The organism is Pseudomonas sp. PKS, assembly GCF_051913525.1.
Classification (GTDB): domain Bacteria; phylum Pseudomonadota; class Gammaproteobacteria; order Pseudomonadales; family Pseudomonadaceae; genus Aquipseudomonas; species Aquipseudomonas guariconensis_D.
Genome location: NZ_JBEGDO010000008.1, coordinates 216,046 through 239,209, shown reverse-complemented (window position 1 = coordinate 239,209; position 23,164 = coordinate 216,046). Strand labels below are relative to the sequence as shown.

Sequence of the window (23,164 nt, the reverse complement as noted above, 5' to 3'; positions counted from 1 at the left end):
CGGCAGGATCAGGCAATCGAGCGGCAGCTTTCGACTAGCGCCTGTCATTGCCCAAACCTATGCTGCGTCGGTCAGCAGAGGAAACCGCCATGCCCGCAACACCCTTGGAACCCACCCTCGAGGCCCAGCGCCAGGAGCTGGCCGACCTGATTAGCCGCCATGCTGGCGAGCCTTATGGTCCGGCATCGGCCATCGATGACCTGTACCTGGTCCGCTACCGCGAAAGCGTGCGCTCGATGCCGGCCCTGGCGCAGCCGGCCTTGTGCGTCCTGGCCCAGGGCAGCAAGACCTTGTTCCTGGGCGATGAGCGCTACGCCTATGATCCACTGCATTACATGGTGGTGTCGGTGACATTGCCGATCAGCGGTGCGCTGCTCGAAGCCAGCCCCGAGAACCCGAGCCTGGGCTTTCGCATGGACATCGATCCGGCGCAGATCAGCCAGTTGATCGCCGAAAGCAGCCCGATGATGGTGCCCAACCTGCCGTCCGGGCGGGGCCTGTATGTGGAAAGGACCGATCCGCAGTTGCTCGACGCCTTGCTGCGCCTGCTCCGGTTGCTCGATTCTCCAAGGGACATCCCGGTGTTGGCCCCACTGATTCGCCGCGAGATTCTCTACCGGTTGCTGCGCGGCCCGCAGGGCCATCGCCTGTATGAAATCGCCCTGGCCAACAGCCAGACCCACCGCGTCTGCCAAGCCATCACTTGGCTCAACCGCCACTATCAGCAGCCGCTGCGCATCGAAGACCTGGCGCGGGAAGTGAACCTCAGCACCTCGACCTTGCACCACAGGTTCAAGGCCGTGACCTCGATGAGCCCTTTGCAGTACCAGAAACAGCTGCGCCTGCAGGAAGCCCGTCGGCTGATGCTCAATGACGGACTGGAAGCCGCCGTGGCGGGGTATCGGGTGGGTTATGAAAGCCCCTCGCAGTTCAGCCGTGAATACAGCCGCCTGTATGGGGCACCGCCAATTCGGGACGTGGCGCGGCTGCGCGCCAACGCCAACTGACCTCTGGCACAAGGAAGGCCGCTCCTACAGGTACAACGCAATCCATTTAGGAGCTGGCGACGCCTGCGATGGACTGCAACGCAGCCCCAATGCCACCGCGCCCGGCCCATTATCCTGGGGCCGCTGCGCGCCCCTTTCGCGGCACAAGATGCCGCTCCTACAGGGTGCGCGCGGTTTTTAAGCCTTCAGCCCACCACTGCCGCTTGCCACTGCGCCTGATCGACCTGGATCAAGGTCGGTCCCTTGCGCTCGACTGCCTCCTGCAACGCCGCCTGCAACTGCGTCACATCGCCCACATTGCATGCCGCCGCGCCCAGCGCCTGGGCCACACCGATGAAGTCCGGGGTATGGATATCCACACCCACCGGCTCAATGGCCCGGTTGACCATGTACTTCTTGATTTCCTCGTACCCCTGGTTATTCCACAGCAGTACGATCAACGGCACCTGGGCCTCCACCGCGCTGGCGAGCTCCGGCAGGGTGAACTGCAGGCCGCCATCGCCGATCAGGCAAACCGCGGGCGAACGGTCCGCTGCGTCTTCGGCGCTGCCGAGCCAGGCGCCCATGGCGGCCGGCAAGGCGTAGCCCAGGGTGCCGTAGCCGGTCGAGGCGTTGAACCAGCGCCGTGGTTGGGACATGTCCAGCGTGAGGTTGCCGGTGTACACCGGTTGGGTCGAGTCGCCCACCAGGATTGCCGTAGGCAGGGCCTCGAGAATGCCGGTGAGTAGACGGGTCTGACTCAGGGTCGGCTGGTCCCAGGTGCTGGCCAGGTCCTTGCGCAGGCGCGCGGCGCGGGCACTGCCCCAGGTTGCGTCCAGCGCCGGTCGAGGCAGCGCTTGCAAGGCAGCCAGCAGCGCCTCGGCGGCTTGTTCGGCGTCAGCGACGAGCGCCAGCTCCGGCAGGTAGTTACGCACGGTCTGGTCAGGATCGATGTCGATGCGCAGCAAGCTGCCCGGGATTTCGAAGCCGCCCTTGAACGTCACGTCATAGTCGGTTTCAGCCAGCTCAGTGCCGATGGCCAGCACCACATCGGCCTCCGCCACCAACGCGCGCGTCGCGACCAGCGATTGGGTCGAGCCGATCTGCAATGGATGGCTGGCCGGCAACAGGCCCTTGGCGTTGATGGTCAGGGCCACCGGTGCCTGCAGGTGCTCGGCAAGCGCCGCCAGTGCAGGGCCTGCCGCCAGCGCACCGCCACCGGCCAGGATCAGCGGACGCTGGGCCTTGGCCAGGCGCTCGGCCATCAGCGCCACAGTCCGGGGCGCTGCCCCCGCACGAGCGGTGCGTACAGGCCGCGCCGGCAACAGGTGGTCGGCGGGCTCGACCAGCACATCCAGGGGGATCTCGATATGCACAGGCCGAGGACGTGCGCCCTCGAACACCGCGAAGGCGCGCGCCAGCACCTGCGGCAGGTCGTCAGCGCTCATCAGGGTGTGGGAAAACGCCGCCACGCCGGCAACCAACGCGCCCTGGTTGGGCAGTTCATGCAGCTTGCCGCGACCACCGCCGAGCTGGTCCCGGGACTGCACGCTGGAAATCACCAGCATCGGGATCGAGTCGGCGTAGGCCTGGCCCATGGCTGTAGTGATGTTGGTCATGCCCGGGCCGGTGATGATGAAGCAGACCCCGGGCTTGCCGCGGGTACGGGCATAGCCGTCGGCCATGAACCCTGCGCCCTGTTCATGACGAGGGGTGATGTGACGGATGGAGGAACCCGCGAGGCCACGATAGAGCTCCACGGTATGCACGCCCGGAATCCCGAAGACATGGTCCACGCCATAGCCTTCGAGGAGATTGACCAATACTTCGCCGCAGGTTGCCATCGGATTCACCCTGGTTCTTGTTGAAAATCTGTGTTTATGGAACCAAGGCGCGGCTATCGCCACAATGCAAAAAAACACATACTAGCCATGTCTCAGGATCATGGCTCACGTCGATGAAACGCCTCCCGCCCCTCCCCGCCCTGCACACCTTCCTGATCACTGCCCAGCACTGCAACTTCACCCGGGCAGCCCAGCAGTTACACATCACTCAAGGCGCGGTCAGCCGGCAGATCGCCGGGCTTGAAGAGCACCTGGGCTATGCGCTGTTCCAGCGCCAGGCGCGTGGCCTGAGCCTGACCCGTGAAGGCCAGGACTGGCTGCCGCGGGTGCAGCAGATTTTTGCCCTGATCGAACAGGGTGTGCGCGAGGTCGGCCGCCACAGTGCCACGCTGCAGCTCAAAGCGCCCACCTGCGTCATGCGCTGGTTGCTGCCGCGGCTGATGGAATGGCAGGCACTGCGTCCGGACGTGCCGGTGGAGCTGACCACCACGGTGCAGCATGGCGTGGATTTCCGTCGCGAGGGCTTCGACGCCGCCGTGGTGTACGGCGCACTGCCCAACGGGGGACTGCAAGTACGCAAGCTGTTCGATGAGCAACTGACGCCGGTGTGTGCGCCCTCGCTGCTCGAGGGGCAGTTGCCGCTGGCGCAGCTCGAAGACCTATCCCGTCACATGCTGCTGCATCCGTCACGGGACGAGCACGACTGGCGCCTGTGGCTGCAGGCGGCAGGTGCCCATGTCGAACTCAATGGGCCGCGCCAGCATTTCGAGACGCTGGACATGGCGATGGCCATGGCGTCCCAGGGCACGGGAGTCGCGATCGGCGATTGGGCATTGGTCGGTGATGACCTGCGCAGTGGCAGGCTATGCATGCCGTTCGGGCTGAAGGTGCTCACGGGCAAAGGCTATTACCTGGTCAGCCCTGCCCGGAGCCTGCCGCCGGGGTTGGTCGAATTGCTGGACTGGCTCCAGGCACAGGCCAGACCAGACGACTCAGTACCCCACCGTGAAACGCGCCCGTGAATGGGCCGGTGTCTCCAGTTCGTCGATCATTGCGATAGCGTAGTCGGCGAAGGTGATCCAGCTCCGGCCATCGGCACCGACCAGCAACTGATCCTTGCCCAAGCGGTAGTGCCCGCTGCGTGCACCTTCGACGAACTCCGCCGAGGGCGAGAGGAAGGTCCAATCCAGGCCCGATGTCTGGCGCAGTGCGTCGAGAAAGCGCACGCCGGCACTGGCTTCGGCCTTGTAGGCTTCGGGGAAGTCCGGGCTGTCGATGACCCGTTGCCCGGAGGGCAGCAGCAGGCTGCCGGCACCGCCCACCACCAGCAAGCGGGCCACGCCCGCACGTTTGACCGGTTCGATGATCGCCTGGGGCTCGATCGTCGCGAAATGCGCCGCGCTCAGCACGGCGTCCGTCCCGGTAACGGCGGCCTGCAGGGCTGCACTGTCCTTGGCGTCCAGCGCCTTGGTGGTAACGCCTTCACGCCCCTCCAGCTTCGACGGGGCACGGGCGATGGCCACAACCTGATGGCCGCGGCGCAGGGCCTCTTCCAGCAACTGGCTGCCGGCACGACCGGTGGCACCGATGATTGCGATCTTGCTCATGGGAAACACTCCATCAGTTGAAAAGAATTACCACTGCATTTCGCCCTTGGCGACCTTGGCGCTGAGCTCCAGCGAACTGGCGTCGCCCAGCTTTGGATACCGCTGTTCCATCGCCTTGATCAGCGCATCGGCATTGGCGGCCTTGGCGGCTTCGGCGTCGAAGGCGCGGATGTAACCGGCGGTGAAACGTACTGCGTCCAGCGAGCGGCTGCTCTGCCCGAGGTAGTGGCCAGGGATCACCGTGCGCGGAGCGAGCCGCTCGATGCGCTCGAGGGTGGCGAGCCAATCGGCATGGGACTGGGCGGTCTGGGTGTCGGCCATCCAGACATGAATGTGCTCGGCCACGACCACGCCACCGACCACAGCCTTGATCGAGGGAATCCACACGAAACTACGGTCTGGCTGTGGCCCATCGAGACCGACGACTTCCAGCGTCTGCCCTTCCAGCGCCAGGCGATCCCCCACCAGCACCTGCGGCACGACCAGTTTCGCGGGCCTGTCGCTGCCCATTTGCGGGCCCCAGTAGTCCAGCTTGGCGTCCATGGTCTTGCGGATATGCTCCACAGTGGCGGCCGAGGCGACCACTCGAGCCTGGGGAAACGCACGCGTCAGGGTGTCCAGCCCAAAGTAATAGTCCGGATCGCCATGGCTGACATAGATGGTGGTCAATCGCTTGCCACCAGCCTTGAGGCGCTGGACCAGTTGCTCGGCCTGGGCCTTGCCGAACTGGGCGTCCACCAGGATGGCATCGTGCTTGCCACTGACGATCACCGAGCTGACCGGGAAGATCGCATCATGGCCTGGGTTGTACACCTCAAGGTGAAGGGGCTCGGCGGCCAGTGCCTGGCCAGCCAGGGCGAGGCTGGCCAGTACCAGACCGCGCAGGGTGGAGATGAGCGACATCGGACATTCCTGTGAAAGGGAGAATGAGCAACAGCATAGTTGCCCGATCCATCACAAAAAATGCGATGCTCAGAGATAGTTTGTTTCTGAAACCGGACAAATATGGACCGTCTAAACGCCATGCGCGTCTTCGTCACCGTGGTCGACCTGGGCAGTCAGTCAGCCGCGGCAGACCATCTGCAACTCTCGCGGCCTGTGGTGTCGCGCTATCTGGCGGAACTGGAAGACTGGGTCGGCACGCGTCTGATGCAGCGCACCACACGCAAGCTCAGCCTCACCGCCGCTGGCCAGCAAACCCTGCCGCGCTGTCGCCAGTTGCTGGAGCTGGCCGGTGATCTGCAGGCCGCTGTACGCCAGCCGGACGACGCGCCACGCGGCGAGCTGCGCATCAGCGTCAGCACCTCGTTTGGCCAGGCCCAGTTGGTGGATGCGGTGGCCGACTACGTGCGGCGTTACCCGGGAGTGAAGGTCGAACTGCAGATGCTCGATCGCACGGTCAACCTGGTGGACGAACGCATCGACCTGGCGATCCGCACCAGCAACGACCTGGACCCGAACCTGATCGCCCGGCGCCTGACAGTGTGTCGCTCGGTGGTATGCGCCGCGCCGAAGTACCTGGCCGAACATGGCATGCCGCAGCAGGTCGAGGAACTGAGCCAGCACAATTGCCTGACCCACGCCTACTTCGGGCATAGCCTGTGGCAGTTCGAGGTCGGGGGCCGACACGTGGCCGTGCCGGTGCAAGGCAACATCAGCGCTAACGAGGCCATGACCTTGCAGAAGGCCGCGCTGGCCGGTGCCGGCATCGCCATGCTGCCGACCTACCAGGCGGCAGGAGCGCTACGCAGTGGAGAACTGGTTCGGCTGCTGCCCGAGGCGCGCCCGCGCGAGTTGAGCCTGAATGCGGTGTACACCTCGCGCAAGCACATGCCGGCAACCCTGCGCAGCATGCTGGATTTTCTCGCGCAGCGGTTCACCGATGAGCCGCAGTGGGATGAAGACCTCTGACCTGCAGGCGGCTGCGCCGAGTCAGTCGCCGATCACTCTTCGACGCTCATGTACTCCTTGGCCCAACGGATGTAATCCTCAGGTTGGGTATAGGTATGGGAGAGCTCGGTCGCGTTGAGGTTGTCGGATTTGTTCTGCTGCCCGCGCTGAAGGCGCAGACAGTCATAGGTGGCTTTGATGGCGGCGAAGTAGGCGGCATGGCCATCGACCACGATTCGCACCCCCAGGCTCGCCAGACGCGCATCGTCACGCAGGTTCGGGTTGCCGTAGCTGACCAGCATCAGGGGCACCGTCAAGTGCTCGGCGATCTGCTCCAGTTGATCGAAATCCTTGACGCCTACCATGCAGATACCGTCGGCACCGGCCTTCTGGTAGCTCTGGGTGCGATGGATGATTTGCTCGGTCGACAGCACGCCGGCGTTGGTCCGGGCGATGATCGACAGCGCCGAGTCAACCCGCGCCTCGATGGCCGCACGGATCTTGCCGACGCCCTCCTCCACTGAAATCAGGTCGGTGGACTTGCGACCGAACTGGGCCGGCAGCAGGGTGTCCTCAATGGTCAGCGCGGCGACACCGGCGCGCTCCAGCTCGATCACCGTGCGCATGACGTTGAGCGCATTACCATAGCCGTGGTCGGCGTCGGCGATCACCGGCAACTGTGCGACACGGCCAATGCGGGTGGCCTGCTCGACGAACTCGCTCAGGGTGATCAGGGCAAAGTCCGGCGCAGCCAGCACCTGCAACGAGGCCACCGAACCACCAAGGATACCGACCTCGAAACCTAGGTCAGCGGCGATGCGGGCCGACATGGGGTCGAACACCGATGCGGTGTGATAGCACGAACCGGACGCAAGCAGTTCGCGGAAGGCAAAACGCAGATCGTGGTGGGAAGCCTTGGGCATGATCACTCCGCAATAACAGGAAATTTGAACGGGCTGACTACCGACCCTTGAATCGGGTCTACCTGACCTGTTCCAACCGTCGCCATCAGGGCGGTCATGCTCGACATGCAGGCAGAGGAATAGAAGGTGTGGGATACAGCAGCATGAAATCCGCACGCAAATGGCTGCACCATGCTGGTGCAAAGCCCGGATTTCAGCCGTTGCGGTCGGATCACGATATCACGCGGCCATGCGCTACTGGATGGATGCGCCAATGCCGATCTTGCATAGGGGATGCGCATAGTACATAGGTAGCTACGTAACTCAGCTACAATGCGGCCTTGCTCCGCGCGTGGCTAAGGCGCGGCCAACCTCCCCAGACAGCGACCACGACAAGGTATTTCCGTGACTGCCGCCCTGCCCCCTACTGTCCTGCGCACAGTCCTCACCGCCCTGATGCTGGCGATTTTTCTCGGCGCGCTGGACCAGACCATCGTCGCCGTGTCCATGCCGGCGATTTCCGCACAGTTCAACGATGTCGGTCTGCTGGCCTGGGTCATCTCCGGTTACATGGTAGCCATGACCATCGCCGTGCCGATTTACGGCAAGCTCGGCGACCTGTATGGCCGGCGGCGCATGATCCTCACCGGCACGGCCCTGTTCACGCTGGCTTCGGTGGCCTGCGCCCTGGCCCAGGACATGCAGCAACTGGTACTGGCACGGGTGATCCAAGGGATTGGCGCGGGGGGCATGGTTTCGGTGAGCCAGGCGATCATTGGCGACTTCGTGCCGCCTCGCGAGCGCGGCCGCTATCAGGGCTATTTCAGCAGCATGTACGCCCTGGCCAGCGTCGCCGGACCGGTGCTCGGCGGCTGGCTGACCGAGTACCTGTCCTGGCGCTGGGTGTTCTGGATCAACCTGCCCCTGGGCCTGTTCGCCCTGTGGGCGATCCGCCGCGCCCTGGCCGGCATGCCGGTACAGCGCCGAGAGGCCCAGGTGGATTACCTCGGTGCGCTGCTGCTGATCCTGGGCCTGGGCAGCCTGCTGCTGGGTATCACCTTGGTCGGTCAGGGCAACGCCTGGCTATCGCCGCCGGTGCTGGCACTGCTGGGCGGTGCCCTGCTGGGCCTTGTGTTGTTCATCGGCCATGAACGGCGCTGCCCAGAGCCGCTGTTGCCGCTCAAGTTGTTCGGCAACCGCACTGCAGTGCTGTGCTGGTGCGCGATCTTCTTTGCCAGCTTCCAATCGATCTCGCTGACCATGCTGATGCCTCTGCGCTACCAGAGCATCACCGGCGCAGGCGCCGACAGCGCCGCGCTGTACCTGTTGCCGCTGGCGATGGGCCTGCCCCTGGGCGCCTTCACGGGTGGGCGCCTGACCAGCCGCACAGGTCGCTATCGCCCGCAAATCCTTATCGGTTTCTTACTGATGCCGCTGGCCATCCTCGGCATGGCCCTCACACCACCACAATCGGCGCTGCTCGGCGCGGTGTTCATGCTGTTGACAGGGATTGCCTGCGGCTTGCAGTTCCCTACGTCCTTGGTGGGAACCCAGAGTGCGGTGGAGCTCAAGGACATCGGCGTCGCCACCAGCACCACCAACCTGTTCCGCGCCTTGGGCGGCGCCATGGGGGTGGCCTGCATGTCCAGCCTGCTGCTGGCGCTGCTGCACCAGGGCGGCTTCGAGGCATTGGGCAATCCGCTGCTGGGTAGCCTGCAGGCCGGCGAACCGGACCCACTGACCCAGGCGAACCTGTTGCAAACCTTCCGTCACCTGCTGATGACCAGTGCCGCCTTGTCGCTCCTAGGCCTGGCCGCCGCACTGGTCATGCCAGACCGGCAACTACGAGGACGCTGATGTCATCCGCCGCATTGCACCGGCATGCGCATGAGCATTAACTCCCCCTTAATGAATGGGGGAAACACTTCATCACAATCATTCACAAAGTGTCATTTGCGCAAGGAAGGGCTCAAGCGCAGCATATCCAACCCTGTGTCGACCCAATGCTCGACATCGCGCAGCAGGTCGAAGCTGTCCGGCAGCAACAGCCAGCGCCCGATCAGGCCATCGACATAGGCGAACAATGCAACAGCGGCACGTTGCACATCCAGATCCTCGGGCAACTGCCCACGGCGCACGGCATTGGCCATGGCCAGGGCGATGCCTTCGTGGCAGTCCAGCACGGCGCCTTGGCGTTGCTGGCGGATCTCGCACATGTCGTCGGTGAATTCACATTTGTGGTGCAGGATTTCATTGATACGCCGGGTCCTGGCATCGAGCACCAGGTCATTGAGCACCTGCAGCAACAGGGTGCGGATGCAGCCAAGCGGGTCGAGTTCATCCTCGCTCTCGCTGGCACGAGCCAGGTGGTCATGGGTTTCATGCAGGCTGTCCAGCAGCGCCTGGACCAGCTCGGCCTTGTTGTTGAAATGCCAATAGATCGCCCCACGGGTCACACCCGCCAGTTCAGCGATGTCGGCCAGGGTGGTTCGCGCAACCCCGCGCTTGTAGAAGGCCTTTTCCGCCGCCTCGATGATCTGGGCGCGGGTTTCCTGGGCTTCCTCTTTGGTTCGACGGACCATGGCAGCTCAACCTCATCACGACCCGCAGGCTCGACCGGCGCGCGGGGTTCAAGCCGGGGTCGCCTCTTTCAGGGCGCCTCCGGGGAGTATTCGACGGATCCACAGCGCCCGCTCGAGGCTGACTGCGGTATTTACAAACAAGCATGAATGTAAGTATATTCGTTAGTAAGCTATTTATCCACCGGATAGCACCTTTTCTGAAAACACTTCAATTATTCTTGAGCGTCTCCCTGCTCTAGCGACCCGAGGATCCTATGCAATTCAAGCCAGCCGTCACCGCCCTGGTTTCCGCCGTCGCCCTGGCAACCCTGCTAAGTGGCTGTAAGAAAGAAGAAGCAGCGCCTGCGGCGCAGGCTCCTCTGGTCGGCGTTGTCACTCTCCAGCCTCAGGCCTATACCCTGACGTCCGAGCTGCCGGGGCGGACCACCGCCTTCCGCGTCGCCGAGGTCCGCCCACAGGTCAACGGCATCATTCTCAAGCGCCTGTTCAAGGAAGGCAGTGACGTCAAGGAAGGTCAGCAGCTGTATCAAATCGACCCGGCCGTCTACGAAGCCAACCTGGCCAATGCCCAGGCCAACCTGCAAGCTACCCGTTCGCTGGCCGAGCGCTACAAGCAATTGATCGACGAGCAGGCTGTCTCCAAGCAGGAATACGACGACGCCAATGCCAAACGATTGCAGGCCGAGGCTTCGCTCAAAAGCGCCCAGATCGACCTGCGCTACACCAAGGTCCTGGCACCGATCAGCGGTCGTGTCGGTCGCTCGTCCGTCACCGAAGGCGCACTGGTGAGCAATGGCCAAGCCAACGCGATGGCCACCATCCAGCAGCTCGATCCGATCTACGTCGATGTCACCCAGTCCACCGCCGAGCTGCTCAAGCTGCGCCGTGACCTGGAAAGCGGCCAGTTGCAGAAGGCCGGGGAGAACGCCGCCTCCGTCCAGCTGGTGCTTGAGGATGGCAGCCTGTTCAAACAGCAAGGTCGCCTGGAGTTCTCCGAAGTCGCGGTCGACGAAACCACCGGTTCCGTGACCCTGCGCGCCATCTTCCCCAACCCTGACCACACCCTGCTGCCGGGCATGTTCGTTCACGCCCGCCTGAAGGCCGGGGTCAATGCCAACGCCATCCTGGCACCGCAACAGGGCGTGACCCGTGACCTGAAGGGTACCCCCACCGCGCTGGTGGTCAACCAGGAAAACAAGGTCGAACTGCGCCAGCTCAAGGCCAGTCGTACCCTGGGCAGCGACTGGCTGATCGAGGAAGGCCTGAACCCAGGCGACCGCCTCATCACCGAAGGGCTGCAGTTCGTGCGCCCTGGTGTCGAGGTCAAGGTCAGCGAAGCCACCAACGTCAAGAAGCCAGGCAGCCCAGACCAGGCCAGCACTGCGAAAGTAGACGCCAAAGCGGAGTAAACCATGTCGAAGTTCTTTATCGATCGCCCGATCTTCGCCTGGGTGATCGCCTTGGTCATCATGCTGGTCGGCGCGCTCTCCATCCTGAAGCTGCCGATCAACCAGTATCCGAGCATCGCACCGCCGGCCATCGCGATCGCCGTGACCTACCCGGGCGCCTCGGCGCAAACGGTGCAGGACACCGTGGTACAGGTCATCGAACAGCAGCTCAACGGTATCGACAACCTGCGTTATGTCTCCTCGGAGAGCAACTCCGACGGCAGCATGACCATCACCGCCACCTTCGAGCAGGGCACCAACCCTGACACCGCGCAGGTCCAGGTGCAGAACAAGCTGAACCTGGCTACCCCGCTGCTGCCGCAGGAAGTGCAGCAGCAAGGTATCCGCGTCACCAAGGCAGTGAAGAACTTCCTGCTGGTGATCGGCCTGGTGTCCGAAGACGGCAGCATGACCAAGGACGACCTGTCCAACTACATCGTCTCCAACATGCAGGACCCGATCTCGCGGACTGCCGGCGTGGGTGACTTCCAGGTGTTCGGTGCCCAGTACGCCATGCGTATCTGGCTCGATCCGGCCAAGCTGAACAAGTTCCAGCTGACCCCGGTCGACGTGCGCAACGCGGTCAGCGCGCAGAACGTGCAGGTATCCTCCGGCCAGCTCGGCGGCCTGCCGGCCATGCCCGGTACCCAGCTCAACGCCACCATCATCGGCAAGACCCGCCTGCAGACCGCCGAGCAGTTCGAGAAGATCCTGCTCAAGGTCAACAGCGACGGCTCCCAGGTGCGCCTGAGCGACGTCGCCAAGGTCGGCCTGGGCGGTGAGAACTACGCCATCAGCGCCCAATACAACGGTTTCCCGGCCTCGGGCCTGGCGATCAAGCTGGCCACCGGCGCCAACGCCCTGGATACTGCCAAGGCGCTGCGCAAGACCATCAACGACCTGGAGCCGTTCTTCCCACCGGGCGTGAAGGCCGTGTTCCCGTACGACACCACCCCGGTCGTCACCGAATCCATCAGCGGTGTGATCCACACGCTGATCGAGGCGGTCGTCCTGGTGTTCCTGGTGATGTACCTGTTCCTGCAGAACTTCCGCGCCACCATCATCACCACCATGACCGTACCGGTGGTGTTGCTGGGTACCTTCGGTATCCTTGCCGCCGCGGGCTTCAGCATCAACACCCTGACCATGTTCGCCATGGTCCTGGCCATCGGCTTGCTGGTGGACGATGCCATCGTCGTGGTGGAGAACGTCGAGCGGGTCATGTCCGAAGAGGGCTTGCCACCCAAGGAGGCGACCAAGCGCTCCATGGAGCAGATCCAGGGTGCACTGGTGGGTATCGCCCTGGTGCTGTCGGCGGTGCTGCTGCCGATGGCCTTCTTCGGCGGCTCCACCGGTGTGATCTACCGTCAGTTCTCCATCACCATCGTTTCGGCCATGGGCCTGTCGGTGCTGGTGGCGCTGATCTTCACCCCGGCCCTGTGCGCCACCATGCTCAAACCCCTGAAAAAGGGCGAGCACCATGTGGCCAAGCGCGGCTTCTTCGGCTGGTTCAACCGCAACTTCGACCGCAGCGTGCAAGGCTATGAGCGCAGTGTCGGCGGCATCCTGCGCAACAAGTTCCCGTTCCTGCTGGCCTACGCCCTGATCGTGGTCGGCATGGTCTGGCTGTTCATGCGCATTCCCACCGCGTTCCTGCCTGAGGAAGACCAAGGCGTGCTGTTCGCCCAGGTCCAGACCCCGGCCGGTTCCAGTGCCCAACGCACCCAGGTGGTGGTCGATCAGATGCGCGAGTACCTGCTCAAGGACGAAGCTGACACCGTCTCCTCGGTCTTCACCGTGAACGGCTTCAACTTCGCTGGCCGTGGCCAGAGCTCGGGCATGGCCTTCATCATGCTCAAGCCATGGGACGAGCGCTCGGCGGAAAACAGCGTGTTCAACCTCGCTGCCCGCGCCCAGCAGCACTTCTTCAGCTTCCGTGACGCCATGGTGTTCGCCTTCGCGCCACCTGCGGTACTCGAACTGGGTAACGCCACCGGCTTCGACGTGTTCCTCCAGGACCGCGCCGGTGTCGGCCACGCGAAACTGATGGAAGCACGCAACCAGTTCCTGGCCAAGGCCGCCCAGAGCAAGGTGCTCAGCGCAGTCCGTCCGAACGGCCTGAACGACGAGCCACAGTACCAACTGACCATCGATGACGAACGGGCCAGCGCCCTGGGCGTGACCATCGCCGACATCAACGCCACCCTGTCGATTGCCCTGGGCGGCAACTACGTCAACGACTTCATCGACCGCGGTCGGGTCAAGAAGGTGTACATCCAGGGCGAACCAAGCGCCCGGATGAGCCCGGAAGACCTGCAGAAGTGGTACGTGCGCAATGGCGCGGGTGAGATGGTGCCGTTCTCCTCCTTCGCCAAAGGTGAATGGAGCTACGGCTCGCCGAAGCTCTCGCGCTACAACGGTGTGGAAGCGGTCGAAATCCTCGGTGCCCCGGCGCCGGGCTACAGTACCGGTGAGGCCATGGCCGAGGTCGAGCGCATCGCGGGCGAACTGCCGGCGGGCATCGGCTACTCCTGGACCGGCATGTCCTACGAGGAAAAACTCTCCGGCTCGCAGATGCCGGCGCTGTTCGCCCTCTCGGTCCTGTTCGTGTTCCTGTGCCTGGCAGCGCTGTACGAGAGCTGGTCGATTCCGATCGCCGTCGTGCTGGTCGTACCGCTGGGTATCATCGGTGCGCTGATCGCCGCCAGTCTGCGCGGGTTGTCCAACGACGTGTACTTCCTGGTCGGCCTGTTGACCACCATCGGCCTGGCAGCGAAGAACGCGATCCTGATCGTCGAATTCGCCAAGGAACTGCACGAGCAGGGCCGCAGCCTGTATGACGCGGCCATCGAGGCCTGCCGCATGCGTCTGCGCCCAATCATCATGACCTCGCTGGCGTTCATCCTCGGCGTGGTACCGTTGACCATCGCCAGCGGCGCAGGCTCGGGCAGCCAGCACGCCATCGGCACCGGGGTGATCGGCGGTATGATCAGTGCGACCGTGCTGGCCATCTTCTGGGTACCGCTGTTCTTCGTAGCAGTGTCGTCGCTGTTCGGCAGCAAGAAGCCTGAATCCGACGCCACCCCTGAAACTACTCGTTATGAGGCTGGGCAATGACCAAGTCTTTGTTATCCCTGGCGGTAACCGCTTTCATCCTCGGCGGCTGCTCGCTGATCCCTGACTACCAGACCCCGGAAGCGCCGGTGGCTGCGCAGTGGCCGCAAGGCCCTGCGTACTCGCCGACCCAGTCGGCCGAGGTGGCCGCCGCCGAGCAGGGCTGGCGTCAGTTCTTCCATGATCCTGCGCTGCAGCAGCTGATCCAGACTGCGCTGGTCAACAACCGTGACCTGCGCGTCGCCGCCCTGAACATCGATGCCTACCGGGCCCAGTACCGCATCCAGCGGGCCGACCTGTACCCGGCGGTATCGGCCAATGGCAGCGGCAGCCGCCAGCGGGTACCGGCGAATATGTCGCAGACCGGCGAAGCGGGCATCACCAGCCAGTACTCGGCTACCCTGGGTGTCAGCGCCTATGAGCTGGACCTGTTCGGCCGTGTGCGCAGCCTGACCGAACAGGCCCTGGAGACCTACCTCTCCAGCGAGCAGGCCCGCCGCTCCACGCAGATCAGCCTGGTCGCCAGCGTGGCCAATGCCTACTACACCTGGCAGGCCGACCAGGCACAGCTCAAGCTGACCGAAGAGACCCTCAAGACCTACGTCGAAAGCTACAACCTCACCCGCCGCAGCAATGAGGTGGGTGTGGCGTCAGCGCTCGATGTGAGCCAGGCCCGCACCGCCGTTGAAGGCGCGCGGGTCAAGCTGGCGCAGTACCAGCGCCTGGTCGCCCAGGACCTGAACAGCCTGACCGTGCTGCTGGGCACCGGCGTGCCGGCCGACCTGCCGGCACCGCTTCAGCTCGACGCCGATCAGTTGGCCGAAGTCCCGGCCGGCCTGCCATCGGATCTGCTGCAACGTCGTCCGGACATCCAGGAAGCCGAGCACCTGCTCAAAGCCGCCAACGCCAATATCGGCGCGGCCCGCGCCGCGTTCTTCCCGAGCATCAGCCTGACCGCCAACGCCGGTACCCTGAGCCCGGACATGGGCGGGCTGTTCAAAGGCGGGTCGGGTACCTGGCTGTTCCAGCCGCAGATCAACCTGCCGATCTTCAACGCCGGCAGCCTGAAAGCGAGCCTGGACTACTCGAAGATCCAGAAGGACATCAACGTCGCCAAGTACGAAAAAACCATCCAGACCGCCTTCCAGGAAGTCTCCGATGGCCTGGCCGCACGCAAGACCTTCGAGGAACAGCTGCAGGCCCAGCGCGACCTGGTGGCCGCCAACCAGGACTACTACCGCCTGGCCGAGCGCCGCTATCGCATCGGGATCGACAGCAACCTGACCTTCCTCGATGCCCAGCGCAACCTGTTCAGCTCGCAGCAGTCGCTGATCAACGACCGGCTCTCGCAGCTGGTCAGCGAAGTCAACCTGTACAAGGCCCTCGGTGGCGGCTGGTATGAGCAGACCGGGCAGGCCAACCAGCAGGCTTCGGTGGAAACACCGAAAGGCTGATCGACCCGCTAGCAGCATCAAGCCCACCCTAGCGGTGGGCTTTTTTGTGGGGCAGCCCACCCCGGCGACCTGAATTAACCATCAAGAACATTCCGTTCGATAATCGCCCCGTTCCGCATTGGGCGAATTGCCTCGCCCTCACCTTCCACCGCACCATCGCCCACGCAACGTTGCACACGCTCTCACAAAAGACGCCCCACCCTGCGGCCCGCACCCGCAGCGCACCGGCTCGCCCGAATAAAAACAAGAGATCCGCAACCGATGAGCACTTTGCAACCCGCACGCCAACTGCTGCCCGGCCTGTTGGCCCTGTCCTGCGCCCTGCCCTCCCTGGCCGCTGAAAGCGGTTTCGTGGAAGGTGCCAAGGCCACCCTCAACCTGCGCAATTTCTACATCAACCGCAACTTCGTCGACCCGGCCAATCGCCAAGGCAAAGCCGAGGAATGGACCCAGAGCTTCATCCTCGATGCCCGCTCCGGCTTCACCCAGGGCACCGTCGGTTTCGGCTTGGACGTGCTTGGGCTGTATTCGATCAAGCTCGATGGCGGCAAAGGCACAGCCGGCACTCACCTGCTGCCCGTGCACGACGACGGCCGCCCCGCCGATGATTTCGGCCGCCTTGGCATCGCGCTCAAAGCGAAGGCATCGCAGACCGAACTGAAGGTCGGTGAATGGATGCCCGTCCTGCCGATCCTGCGCTCGGACGATGGCCGCTCACTGCCGCAGACCTTCCGCGGCGGCCAGCTCACCTCCCAGGAGATCGCCGGACTGACCCTGTATGCTGGCCAGTTCCGTGGCAACAGCCCGCGCAACGACGCCAGCATGGAAGACATGTCGCTCAATGGTCGCGCTGCCTTCACCTCCGATCGTTTCAACTTCGCCGGCGGCGAATACACCTTCAACGACAAGCACACGATGGTTGGCCTGTGGAATGCCCAGCTCAAGGACATCTATCGCCAGCAGTACGTCAACCTGGTGCACAGCCAGCCTCTGGGCGACTGGACCCTGGGCGCCAACCTCGGTTATTTCGTCGGCAGCGAGGACGGTGCCGAGCGCGCCGGCAAACTGGACAACCGCACCGCCTCGGCCATGCTCTCGGCACGCTACCAGGGTCATACGTTCTACGTGGGCCTGCAGAAGGTGAGCGGTGACGACGCCTGGATGCGGGTCAACGGGACCAGCGGCGGCACCCTGGCCAACGACAGCTACAACTCAAGCTTCGACAACGCCAAGGAACGCTCCTGGCAGGTGCGTCACGACTTCAACTTCGTCGCTCTCGGCGTGCCCGGCTTGACCCTGATGAACCGCTACATCAAAGGCGACAACGTGCAGGCCGGCGGCGTCACCGACGGCAAGGAATGGGCACGGGAAACCGAGCTTGCCTATGTGATCCAGGCCGGTACCTTCAAGGACCTGTCGCTGAAGTGGCGCAACTCCACCATGCGCCGGGACTTCAGCACCAACGCGTTCGACGAGAACCGACTGATCATCAGCTATCCCCTGAACCTGCTCTAGCCAGGCCACGTCGCAGGTAAACCCGCTCCAACAAAGAGCACCGCCAACTTTGTGGGAGCGGGTTTACCCGCGCATCGTTCGATCGCCATTAAATAGCCAAAAAGAATAATCAAATCAAATAACATTCTTTGACGCTATATGTAACAACCCGCTAAAACCGAGCCCTGATCCCCGCACCAGAGCCCGAACATGGACCTTCGCCAACTGCGCTACTTCATTGCCCTGACCGAATACCGCAGTTTCGTTCGCGCCGCCGAAGCCATGGGCATTACCCAGCCGGCCTTCAGCCGCGCCATCCAAGGCCTGGAGCAGACCTTGGGTTGCCCGCTTGTCGACCGCGCCAGCAAGGCGCTGCAGCCCACCCCTGAAGGGCAGGTGGTACTGCAACATGCCAGGCGACTCGTCCAGGGCGCCGCGCAACTGAGCAACGATGTGCTCCAGATGACCAAGCTCGACGCCGGCGAGCTGCATTTCGGCAGCGGGCCGGCCCTGGCTGCACGCTTGGTGCCCGAGGCTCTACGCCACTTCATCGAGGCCCACCCTGGGATCCTCACCCGCTTGCAAGTGAACAACGCAGAGCAACTGGGCCAGGCACTACGCCGTGAGCAAATCGAATTCTTCGTCGATGACATCCGCCCCTTCGAGGCCGATCCGTACTTTCATACCGAACCGCTGACGCCACGCCCTGGCCTGTTCTTCTGCCGCCCCGGGCACCCCTTGCTGGCCAAGGACAGCCTGTCGACCAACGACCTGTTCGCCTATCCACTGGCCAGCGCCCTGCTCGTTTCCGGTGTGCGCAAACGGCTGGCCAACTTGAGCGGGCGCAGCGACTTCACGCCTCACCTGCAAACCGAGCACTTGGCCGTGCTGCGCAGTGTCGTGCTGGCCAGCGACGCCATCGGCAACGCCAGCGAAGAGGCGATCGCCGAGGACCTGGCAGCCGGGCGCCTGGTTCGGCTGCACTGGCGCAACCTGCCGCCAGGGCTGGAGGTGCTGAGCGTGCGATGTGGGGTAATCAGCCGCAGTGGCTACCGGCTGTCGCCTGCGGCACGGGCCATGATCGAGACCCTGGTGCGGCTCGACACGCCCGCACAGCCTTGCGCCCGCAGCCTGGGGTAGCGCCATTCGCTGCGGTGATGGCGCACCATCACCTGCATCTGGTTCCAGCGCTGATGACCGGGCGCTATGCTCAGCATGAGCCCTTTCGCGGACGAACCTGCGAATACGCCGGGACAGGCATCAGCCAATCAGGCCCCCAGGGAGGAACAACAGTGAAAGCCCTCGTCGACCACCTGAGCCAGTACGCCAGCTACCACCGTGACCCACGCAATATCGCCACCCATTTCGTCGGGATTCCGCTGATCGTGCTGGCGGTGACCATCCTGCTGTCACGCCCCGGCGGCTCAATGCTGGGTGTGTGGTTTTCCCCGGCGCTGCTGGTCGCCGCCGCCTCGGTGTGGTTCTACCTGCGCCTGGATGTACGCTTCGGGCTGGTGATGGGCGCGTTGCTGGGCGTGTGCCTGTGGATTGGCCAGGCGCTCGCGGTACAGGCCACCGGGCTGTGGCTGAGCGCCGGGCTCGGCGCCTTCGTGGTGGGCTGGATCATCCAGTTCGTCGGCCACTATTACGAAGGCCGCAAGCCGGCGTTCGTGGACGATATCAGCGGGCTGATCATCGGGCCGCTGTTCGTGGTGGCGGAGCTGGCGTTCATGCTGGGGCTGTGTCCGGCGCTCAAGCGCGCGGTGGAGGCCAAGGCAGGTCCTGTGGCGGTGCGCCAGAAGAAAGCCGCAGCCTGACGTCACACGCCTGCGAGGGGCCGCAAAGCGGCCCTGTCAGGATTCACTGCCGCGACTCGACCCCCAACTCATCCCACACCGACTCGGCCAGGTGGAAGGTGGCATTGGCCGCCGGGATCCCGCAGTAGATTGCACTCTGCATGATCACTTCCTTGATCTGCTCTCGCGTCACGCCGTTATTGGCGGCCGCGCGCAGGTGCAGCTTGAGCTCCTCGTTGCGGTTCATGCCGATCAGCATGGCGATGGTGATCAGGCTGCGGGTATGCCGGGGCAAACCCGGGCGCGTCCAGATATCGCCCCAGGCATGCCGAGTGATCATCTCCTGGAACTCGCCATTGAAGTCGTTGAGTTTTTCCAGGCTGCGGTCCACATGGGCATCGCCAAGCACGGCGCGGCGTACCTGCATGCCTGCCTCGTAGCGTTGTTTCTCATCCATTGCCAATTCCTCAGCAGGCCAGCAGAAAATCGAGCACCCGGCGGGTGAACGGCGCGCCGATCTCGACATTGGACAGGTGCGCCGCGGCAAACTCCACATAGGCCGCCCCCGGGATCTGCGCCTGCATGAAGCGACCGTGTTCCGGGGTGGTCACCACATCCTCAGTACCCGCGACGATCAGGGTCGCTACCTTAACGCCGACCAGTTGCTCACGAAAATCCGCATCACGCACCGCAGCGCAATTGGCCGCATACCCCTGGGGGGAAGTCTGCGCGAGCATCTGGCAGATACGTTGGGCCTGTTCGGGTTGGGCCTGGGCAAAACCTGGGGTGAACCAGCGGGCAATGGAGGCGTCGCGCAAATCGACCATCGCCTGCTGACCGCCCTTGAGCACCGTGTCGATACGGGTGTTCCACACCTCATCGTTGGCGATCTTGGCCGCGGTGTTGCACAGGGTCAGGCTGAGCAGGCGGTGGCCGGCATTGATGCCCAGCCACTGGCCGATCAGGCCGCCCATGGACAGGCCGACGAAGTGGGCCCGCGGGATATCCAGCGCATCGAGCAGCGCCAGCACATCGCGGCCCAGCTGTTCGATGCGGTAGGGGCCTTCGGTGACCTGCGAGCCGCCATGACCACGGGTGTCGTAGCGCAACACGCGAAAATGCTCGGCCCACGCTGGAATCTGGGTGTCCCACATGTGCAGGTCGGTACCCAGCGAGTTGGACAACACCAGCACCGGGGCGTGCTCTGGGCCGTCGAGTTGATAGTTCAATACGCCATCGGCCAATTGCAGTTGCGCCACAGCGGTCTCCTTCAGGCAGTGAAACGTTGATGTTCGGCCACGGCCCGCGCCACCCAGACGCGGGCCTGACCCAGGTAATGAGCAGGGTCGAGCAGACGGTCGAGTTCTTCGGCGCTCAGCTCGGCGCTGACCTGCGCGTCCTCGCCCAGCACCGCACGCAGATGGCGTTGTTCGACCACTGCACGTTGGCAGCAGTGCTCCAGCAGATGGTGGGCGCGATCACGCCCCAGGCGCTGGGCCAGGACGATGCTCACCGCCTCGGCCAGCACAAGGCCTTGGGTCAGGTCCAGATTGCGGCGCATGCGCGCGGCATCGACCTCCATGCCGTCGGCGATCACCTGGGCCTGGCGCAGGGCGCCGGACACCAGGCAGCAGATTTCCGGCAGGGTCTCCCATTCGGCGTGCCACAGGCCCAGGCTGCGCTCGTGCTCCTGAGGCATGGCGGCGAACATCGTCGATACCAAGCCAGGCACCCGCGTGGCGGCGCCGATGAGCACAGCGGCGCCGACCGGGTTGCGTTTGTGCGGCATGGTCGAGGAGCCGCCCTTGCCCGGCGCGGAGGGCTCGAACACCTCCCCCGCCTCGGTCTGCATCAGCAGGCTGACATCACGCCCGAATTTGCCCAACGTGCCGGCCACCAGCCCCAGTACCGACGCGAACTCCACCAGCCTATCGCGCTGGGTGTGCCAGGGTTGCTCGGGCAGGCTCAGGCCCAGTTCCGCAGCGAGTCCTTCAGCGACCGGCAGAGCCTTGCTGCCCAAGGCCGCAAGACTGCCGGAAGCGCCGCCGAACTGCAGGCACAGCAGCCGTGGGCGCAGTTCTGCAAGGCGCTGGCGATGGCGGGTCAACGCTCCCAGCACGCCGGCCAGCTTCATGCCCAGGGTGACGGGGGTGGCATGTTGCAGCCAGGTGCGCCCCACCAAGGGGGTATCGGCATGCAGCAGGGCCTGGCGCGCCAAAGTCTCGGCCAGCTTGGCAAGATCGGCCTCGATCAGCGCCAGGGCATCGCGCAATTGCAGTACCAGACCGGTGTCCATGGCGTCCTGGCTGGTCGCGCCCAGGTGAACGTAACGCTCGGCCTCCGGTACGCCGCTGGCGATCACTTTGCCCAAGGCCTTCACCAAGGGGATCGCCGAGTTGCCCGCCGTGGCGATGGCCTCAGCTAGGGCGCGGGTGTCATAGCGCTCGGCATGGCAGGCGGTCTCGATGGCCGCCACGGCGCTGTGCGGCACCAGCCCGACGGCCGCTTCGGCGCGCGCCAGGGCAGCCTCGAAATCGAGCATGCCCTGCAGGCGACCGCGATCGCAGAAGATCTCGCGCATGGCGGGCGCTGTGAAGTAAACGTCGAAGAGCTGGTGGGTCATGCAACGTCCTTAATGATCATGATGCAGGTACGCAGCCTGCTTCGGCAGGCGCAGACTGAACAGGAAGGCCACCGCCATCATGGCGGTCACGTACCAGTAGAAGGTGTTCTCCATTCCCAGGGTTTTCAAGCCCAAGGCCACGTATTCGGCTGAACCGCCGAACACCGCGTTGGCCACCGCATAAGCCAGGCCGACGCCCAGGGCACGCACTTGCGTGGGGAACATCTCGGCCTTAACCAGGCCGCTGATCGAGGTGTAGAAACTGACGATGCACAGCGCCAGCGTCACCAGGACGAAGGCCAGGAATGGGCTGGTCACGGTCTTGAGCGCCATCAGCAGCGGCACGGTGAACACCGTCCCCAAGGCGCCGAACAACATCATCGAGTTACGCCGACCAATGCGATCGGACAACATGCCGAACACCGGCTGCAGGATCATGAACAGGAACAGCGCCCCGGTCATCACGAAACTGGCGCTCTTGGCGTTCATCCCGGCGGTGTTGACCAGGAACTTCTGCATGTAGGTCGTGAAGGTGTAGAAGATCAGCGAACCGCCGGCGGTATAGCCCAGCACGGTGATGAACGCCGGGGCGTGGTTACGGAACAGCCCGCTGATGGTGCCGGCATCTTTGTCCTGACGGGTTTCGGCGCTGCTGGTCTCTTTCAGCGAGCGGCGCAGCATCAGCGAGATCAGTGCGGCGATGGCGCCCACCACGAAGGGGATACGCCAGCCATAGGCACGCAGCTCGTCCTCGGTCAGCAACTGCTGCAGGATCACCACCACCAGTACCGCCAGCAACTGCCCGCCAATCAATGTCACGTACTGGAACGAGGCAAAAAAGCCGCGCTGCCCGCGCAAGGCCACTTCACTCATGTAGGTCGCGGTAGTGCCGTATTCACCGCCCACCGACAGGCCCTGGATCAGCCGCGCCAGCAACAGCAGAGCCGGCGCCCAGGTGCCGATGCTCGCATAAGTAGGCAGACAGGCAATGATCAGCGAGCCGCCGCACATCATCAGCACCGAAATCATCAGGGAATTCTTGCGCCCGTGGCGGTCAGCCAGACGGCCGAAGATCCAGCCTCCGATCGGACGCATCAGGAAGCCTGCGGCGAACACCCCAGCAGTATTGAGCAACTGCACGGTGGGATCGTCCGAGGGGAAGAACGCGGGGGCGAAATAGATCGCGCAGAACGCATAGACGTAGAAGTCGAACCATTCCACCAGGTTGCCCGAGGAGGCACCGACGATGGCGAAAATGCGCTTACTGCGTTCTTCGCCTGTGTAATAGCTAGAGGTCATGACGTGCTTACTCCTGGAAGGTCACTGCTAAGTCTAGACACACCCAGTAACAGTCTCGTTCCACTGCCCTGCCTGCCCCTAACGTGGAGCAAGGTTCCAGCAGTCCCATTCGCGGGTAAATCGAG

Annotated in this window: 19 protein-coding genes; 10 read left to right on the top strand and 9 right to left on the bottom strand. The window is 63.9% G+C overall.

Translation table 11 applies throughout. The features are described 5' to 3' along the window. The first annotated feature begins 89 nt into the window (after positions 1 to 89). Positions 90 to 1,007 (top strand): AraC family transcriptional regulator, encoded by a 918-nt coding sequence (locus ABOA88_RS11565; RefSeq protein WP_196170921.1) that lies wholly within the window; start codon positions 90 to 92, stop codon positions 1,005 to 1,007. 185 nt (positions 1,008 to 1,192) lie between these two features. Here the strand turns inward: ABOA88_RS11565 and ABOA88_RS11560 are convergent, their stop codons facing one another. After that, a complete protein-coding gene (locus ABOA88_RS11560; RefSeq protein WP_367851542.1) occupies positions 1,193 to 2,830 on the bottom strand; it encodes a 5-guanidino-2-oxopentanoate decarboxylase in 1,638 nt (545 codons plus the stop codon). Between the two features lie 113 nt (positions 2,831 to 2,943). Between ABOA88_RS11560 and ABOA88_RS11555 the strand changes: the two genes are divergently transcribed. Next, positions 2,944 to 3,852, top strand: a complete 909-nt coding sequence (locus ABOA88_RS11555; RefSeq protein ID WP_367851543.1) for a LysR substrate-binding domain-containing protein — start codon at positions 2,944 to 2,946, stop codon at positions 3,850 to 3,852. Here ABOA88_RS11555 and ABOA88_RS11550 read toward each other — a convergent pair. Both ABOA88_RS11550 and ABOA88_RS11545 read right to left on the bottom strand, forming a co-directional pair. After that, positions 3,823 to 4,437 carry an NAD(P)-dependent oxidoreductase gene (locus ABOA88_RS11550; RefSeq protein WP_367851544.1) on the bottom strand — a complete coding sequence of 205 codons (615 nt, stop codon included), beginning with the start codon at positions 4,435 to 4,437 and terminating at the stop codon, positions 3,823 to 3,825. The two genes, ABOA88_RS11555 and ABOA88_RS11550, sit on opposite strands and share 30 nt — an antisense overlap. A 27-nt stretch (positions 4,438 to 4,464) precedes the next feature. Next, positions 4,465 to 5,340: an MBL fold metallo-hydrolase gene (locus ABOA88_RS11545; protein WP_367851545.1), complete on the bottom strand. Its 876-nt coding sequence runs from the start codon at positions 5,338 to 5,340 to the stop codon at positions 4,465 to 4,467. 102 nt (positions 5,341 to 5,442) lie between these two features. Here ABOA88_RS11545 and ABOA88_RS11540 point away from each other — a divergent pair, with 102 nt between their 5' ends. Beyond that, the gene (locus tag ABOA88_RS11540) at positions 5,443 to 6,348 is read left to right on the top strand and encodes a LysR family transcriptional regulator (protein WP_367851546.1); all 906 of its coding nucleotides are present in this window, start codon (positions 5,443 to 5,445) and stop codon (positions 6,346 to 6,348) included. 32 nt (positions 6,349 to 6,380) lie between these two features. Here the strand turns inward: ABOA88_RS11540 and ABOA88_RS11535 are convergent, their stop codons facing one another. Next, positions 6,381 to 7,250 (bottom strand): isocitrate lyase/PEP mutase family protein, encoded by an 870-nt coding sequence (locus ABOA88_RS11535; protein ID WP_043206426.1) that lies wholly within the window; start codon positions 7,248 to 7,250, stop codon positions 6,381 to 6,383. A 384-nt stretch (positions 7,251 to 7,634) separates the two neighbouring features. Here ABOA88_RS11535 and ABOA88_RS11530 point away from each other — a divergent pair, with 384 nt between their 5' ends. Next, positions 7,635 to 9,086 carry an MDR family MFS transporter gene (locus tag ABOA88_RS11530; RefSeq protein WP_367851547.1) on the top strand — a complete coding sequence of 484 codons (1,452 nt, stop codon included), beginning with the start codon at positions 7,635 to 7,637 and terminating at the stop codon, positions 9,084 to 9,086. Between the two features lie 92 nt (positions 9,087 to 9,178). Here the strand turns inward: ABOA88_RS11530 and ABOA88_RS11525 are convergent, their stop codons facing one another. Continuing rightward, complete coding sequence (locus ABOA88_RS11525) at positions 9,179 to 9,811, bottom strand: TetR family transcriptional regulator (protein WP_196170914.1); 633 nt, start codon at positions 9,809 to 9,811, stop codon at positions 9,179 to 9,181. Between the two features lie 254 nt (positions 9,812 to 10,065). Here ABOA88_RS11525 and ttgA point away from each other — a divergent pair, with 254 nt between their 5' ends. The 6 genes from ttgA (at position 10,066) to ABOA88_RS11495 (ending at position 19,138) form a co-directional block, all read left to right on the top strand. After that, positions 10,066 to 11,220 carry a toluene efflux RND transporter periplasmic adaptor subunit TtgA gene (ttgA, locus tag ABOA88_RS11520; RefSeq protein ID WP_196170913.1) on the top strand — a complete coding sequence of 385 codons (1,155 nt, stop codon included), beginning with the start codon at positions 10,066 to 10,068 and terminating at the stop codon, positions 11,218 to 11,220. Positions 11,221 to 11,223: 3 nt separating this feature from the next. Further along, on the top strand, positions 11,224 to 14,376 hold the full coding sequence (gene ttgB, locus ABOA88_RS11515) for a multidrug efflux RND transporter permease subunit TtgB (RefSeq protein ID WP_196170912.1): 3,153 nt from the start codon (positions 11,224 to 11,226) through the stop codon (positions 14,374 to 14,376). Further along, complete coding sequence (locus tag ABOA88_RS11510; RefSeq protein WP_367851548.1) at positions 14,373 to 15,827, top strand: AdeC/AdeK/OprM family multidrug efflux complex outer membrane factor; 1,455 nt, start codon at positions 14,373 to 14,375, stop codon at positions 15,825 to 15,827. The genes ttgB and ABOA88_RS11510 overlap by 4 nt, the downstream gene beginning before the upstream one ends. A 261-nt stretch (positions 15,828 to 16,088) precedes the next feature. Beyond that, complete coding sequence (locus tag ABOA88_RS11505) at positions 16,089 to 17,342, top strand: OprD family porin (RefSeq protein ID WP_196170910.1); 1,254 nt, start codon at positions 16,089 to 16,091, stop codon at positions 17,340 to 17,342. A 189-nt stretch (positions 17,343 to 17,531) separates the two neighbouring features. Continuing rightward, entirely contained in the window at positions 17,532 to 18,461 is a 930-nt protein-coding gene (locus ABOA88_RS11500) for a LysR family transcriptional regulator (RefSeq protein WP_367851549.1), read from the top strand. A 152-nt stretch (positions 18,462 to 18,613) separates the two neighbouring features. Then, positions 18,614 to 19,138, top strand: coding sequence for an Mpo1 family 2-hydroxy fatty acid dioxygenase (locus ABOA88_RS11495; protein WP_196170908.1), 525 nt, complete (start codon positions 18,614 to 18,616; stop codon positions 19,136 to 19,138). A gap of 43 nt (positions 19,139 to 19,181) precedes the next feature. Here the strand turns inward: ABOA88_RS11495 and pcaC are convergent, their stop codons facing one another. The 4 genes from pcaC to ABOA88_RS11475 are packed head-to-tail and all read right to left on the bottom strand — an operon-like array spanning position 19,182 to position 23,039. Beyond that, positions 19,182 to 19,574, bottom strand: a complete 393-nt coding sequence (gene pcaC / locus ABOA88_RS11490; protein ID WP_043206417.1) for a 4-carboxymuconolactone decarboxylase — start codon at positions 19,572 to 19,574, stop codon at positions 19,182 to 19,184. A gap of 10 nt (positions 19,575 to 19,584) precedes the next feature. Next, positions 19,585 to 20,376, bottom strand: coding sequence for a 3-oxoadipate enol-lactonase (gene pcaD / locus ABOA88_RS11485; RefSeq protein WP_196170907.1), 792 nt, complete (start codon positions 20,374 to 20,376; stop codon positions 19,585 to 19,587). 11 nt (positions 20,377 to 20,387) lie between these two features. Continuing rightward, positions 20,388 to 21,740 carry a 3-carboxy-cis,cis-muconate cycloisomerase gene (locus ABOA88_RS11480; RefSeq protein WP_196170906.1) on the bottom strand — a complete coding sequence of 451 codons (1,353 nt, stop codon included), beginning with the start codon at positions 21,738 to 21,740 and terminating at the stop codon, positions 20,388 to 20,390. A 9-nt stretch (positions 21,741 to 21,749) separates the two neighbouring features. Beyond that, the gene (locus ABOA88_RS11475; protein ID WP_196170905.1) at positions 21,750 to 23,039 is read right to left on the bottom strand and encodes an MFS family transporter; all 1,290 of its coding nucleotides are present in this window, start codon (positions 23,037 to 23,039) and stop codon (positions 21,750 to 21,752) included. Between the last annotated feature and the right edge of the window lie 125 nt (positions 23,040 to 23,164).

Coding starts and splice junctions, on each gene's coding strand:
- ABOA88_RS11565 (WP_196170921.1), top strand. CDS start 90: ATGCCCGCAACACCCTTGGAACCCACCCTCGAGGCCCAGCGCCAGGAG.
- ABOA88_RS11560 (WP_367851542.1), bottom strand. CDS start 2,830: ATGGCAACCTGCGGCGAAGTATTGGTCAATCTCCTCGAAGGCTATGGC.
- ABOA88_RS11555 (WP_367851543.1), top strand. CDS start 2,944: ATGAAACGCCTCCCGCCCCTCCCCGCCCTGCACACCTTCCTGATCACT.
- ABOA88_RS11550 (WP_367851544.1), bottom strand. CDS start 4,437: ATGAGCAAGATCGCAATCATCGGTGCCACCGGTCGTGCCGGCAGCCAG.
- ABOA88_RS11545 (WP_367851545.1), bottom strand. CDS start 5,340: ATGTCGCTCATCTCCACCCTGCGCGGTCTGGTACTGGCCAGCCTCGCC.
- ABOA88_RS11540 (WP_367851546.1), top strand. CDS start 5,443: ATGGACCGTCTAAACGCCATGCGCGTCTTCGTCACCGTGGTCGACCTG.
- ABOA88_RS11535 (WP_043206426.1), bottom strand. CDS start 7,250: ATGCCCAAGGCTTCCCACCACGATCTGCGTTTTGCCTTCCGCGAACTG.
- ABOA88_RS11525 (WP_196170914.1), bottom strand. CDS start 9,811: ATGGTCCGTCGAACCAAAGAGGAAGCCCAGGAAACCCGCGCCCAGATC.
- ttgA (WP_196170913.1), top strand. CDS start 10,066: ATGCAATTCAAGCCAGCCGTCACCGCCCTGGTTTCCGCCGTCGCCCTG.
- ttgB (WP_196170912.1), top strand. CDS start 11,224: ATGTCGAAGTTCTTTATCGATCGCCCGATCTTCGCCTGGGTGATCGCC.
- ABOA88_RS11510 (WP_367851548.1), top strand. CDS start 14,373: ATGACCAAGTCTTTGTTATCCCTGGCGGTAACCGCTTTCATCCTCGGC.
- ABOA88_RS11505 (WP_196170910.1), top strand. CDS start 16,089: ATGAGCACTTTGCAACCCGCACGCCAACTGCTGCCCGGCCTGTTGGCC.
- ABOA88_RS11500 (WP_367851549.1), top strand. CDS start 17,532: ATGGACCTTCGCCAACTGCGCTACTTCATTGCCCTGACCGAATACCGC.
- pcaC (WP_043206417.1), bottom strand. CDS start 19,574: ATGGATGAGAAACAACGCTACGAGGCAGGCATGCAGGTACGCCGCGCC.
- ABOA88_RS11480 (WP_196170906.1), bottom strand. CDS start 21,740: ATGACCCACCAGCTCTTCGACGTTTACTTCACAGCGCCCGCCATGCGC.
- ABOA88_RS11475 (WP_196170905.1), bottom strand. CDS start 23,039: ATGACCTCTAGCTATTACACAGGCGAAGAACGCAGTAAGCGCATTTTC.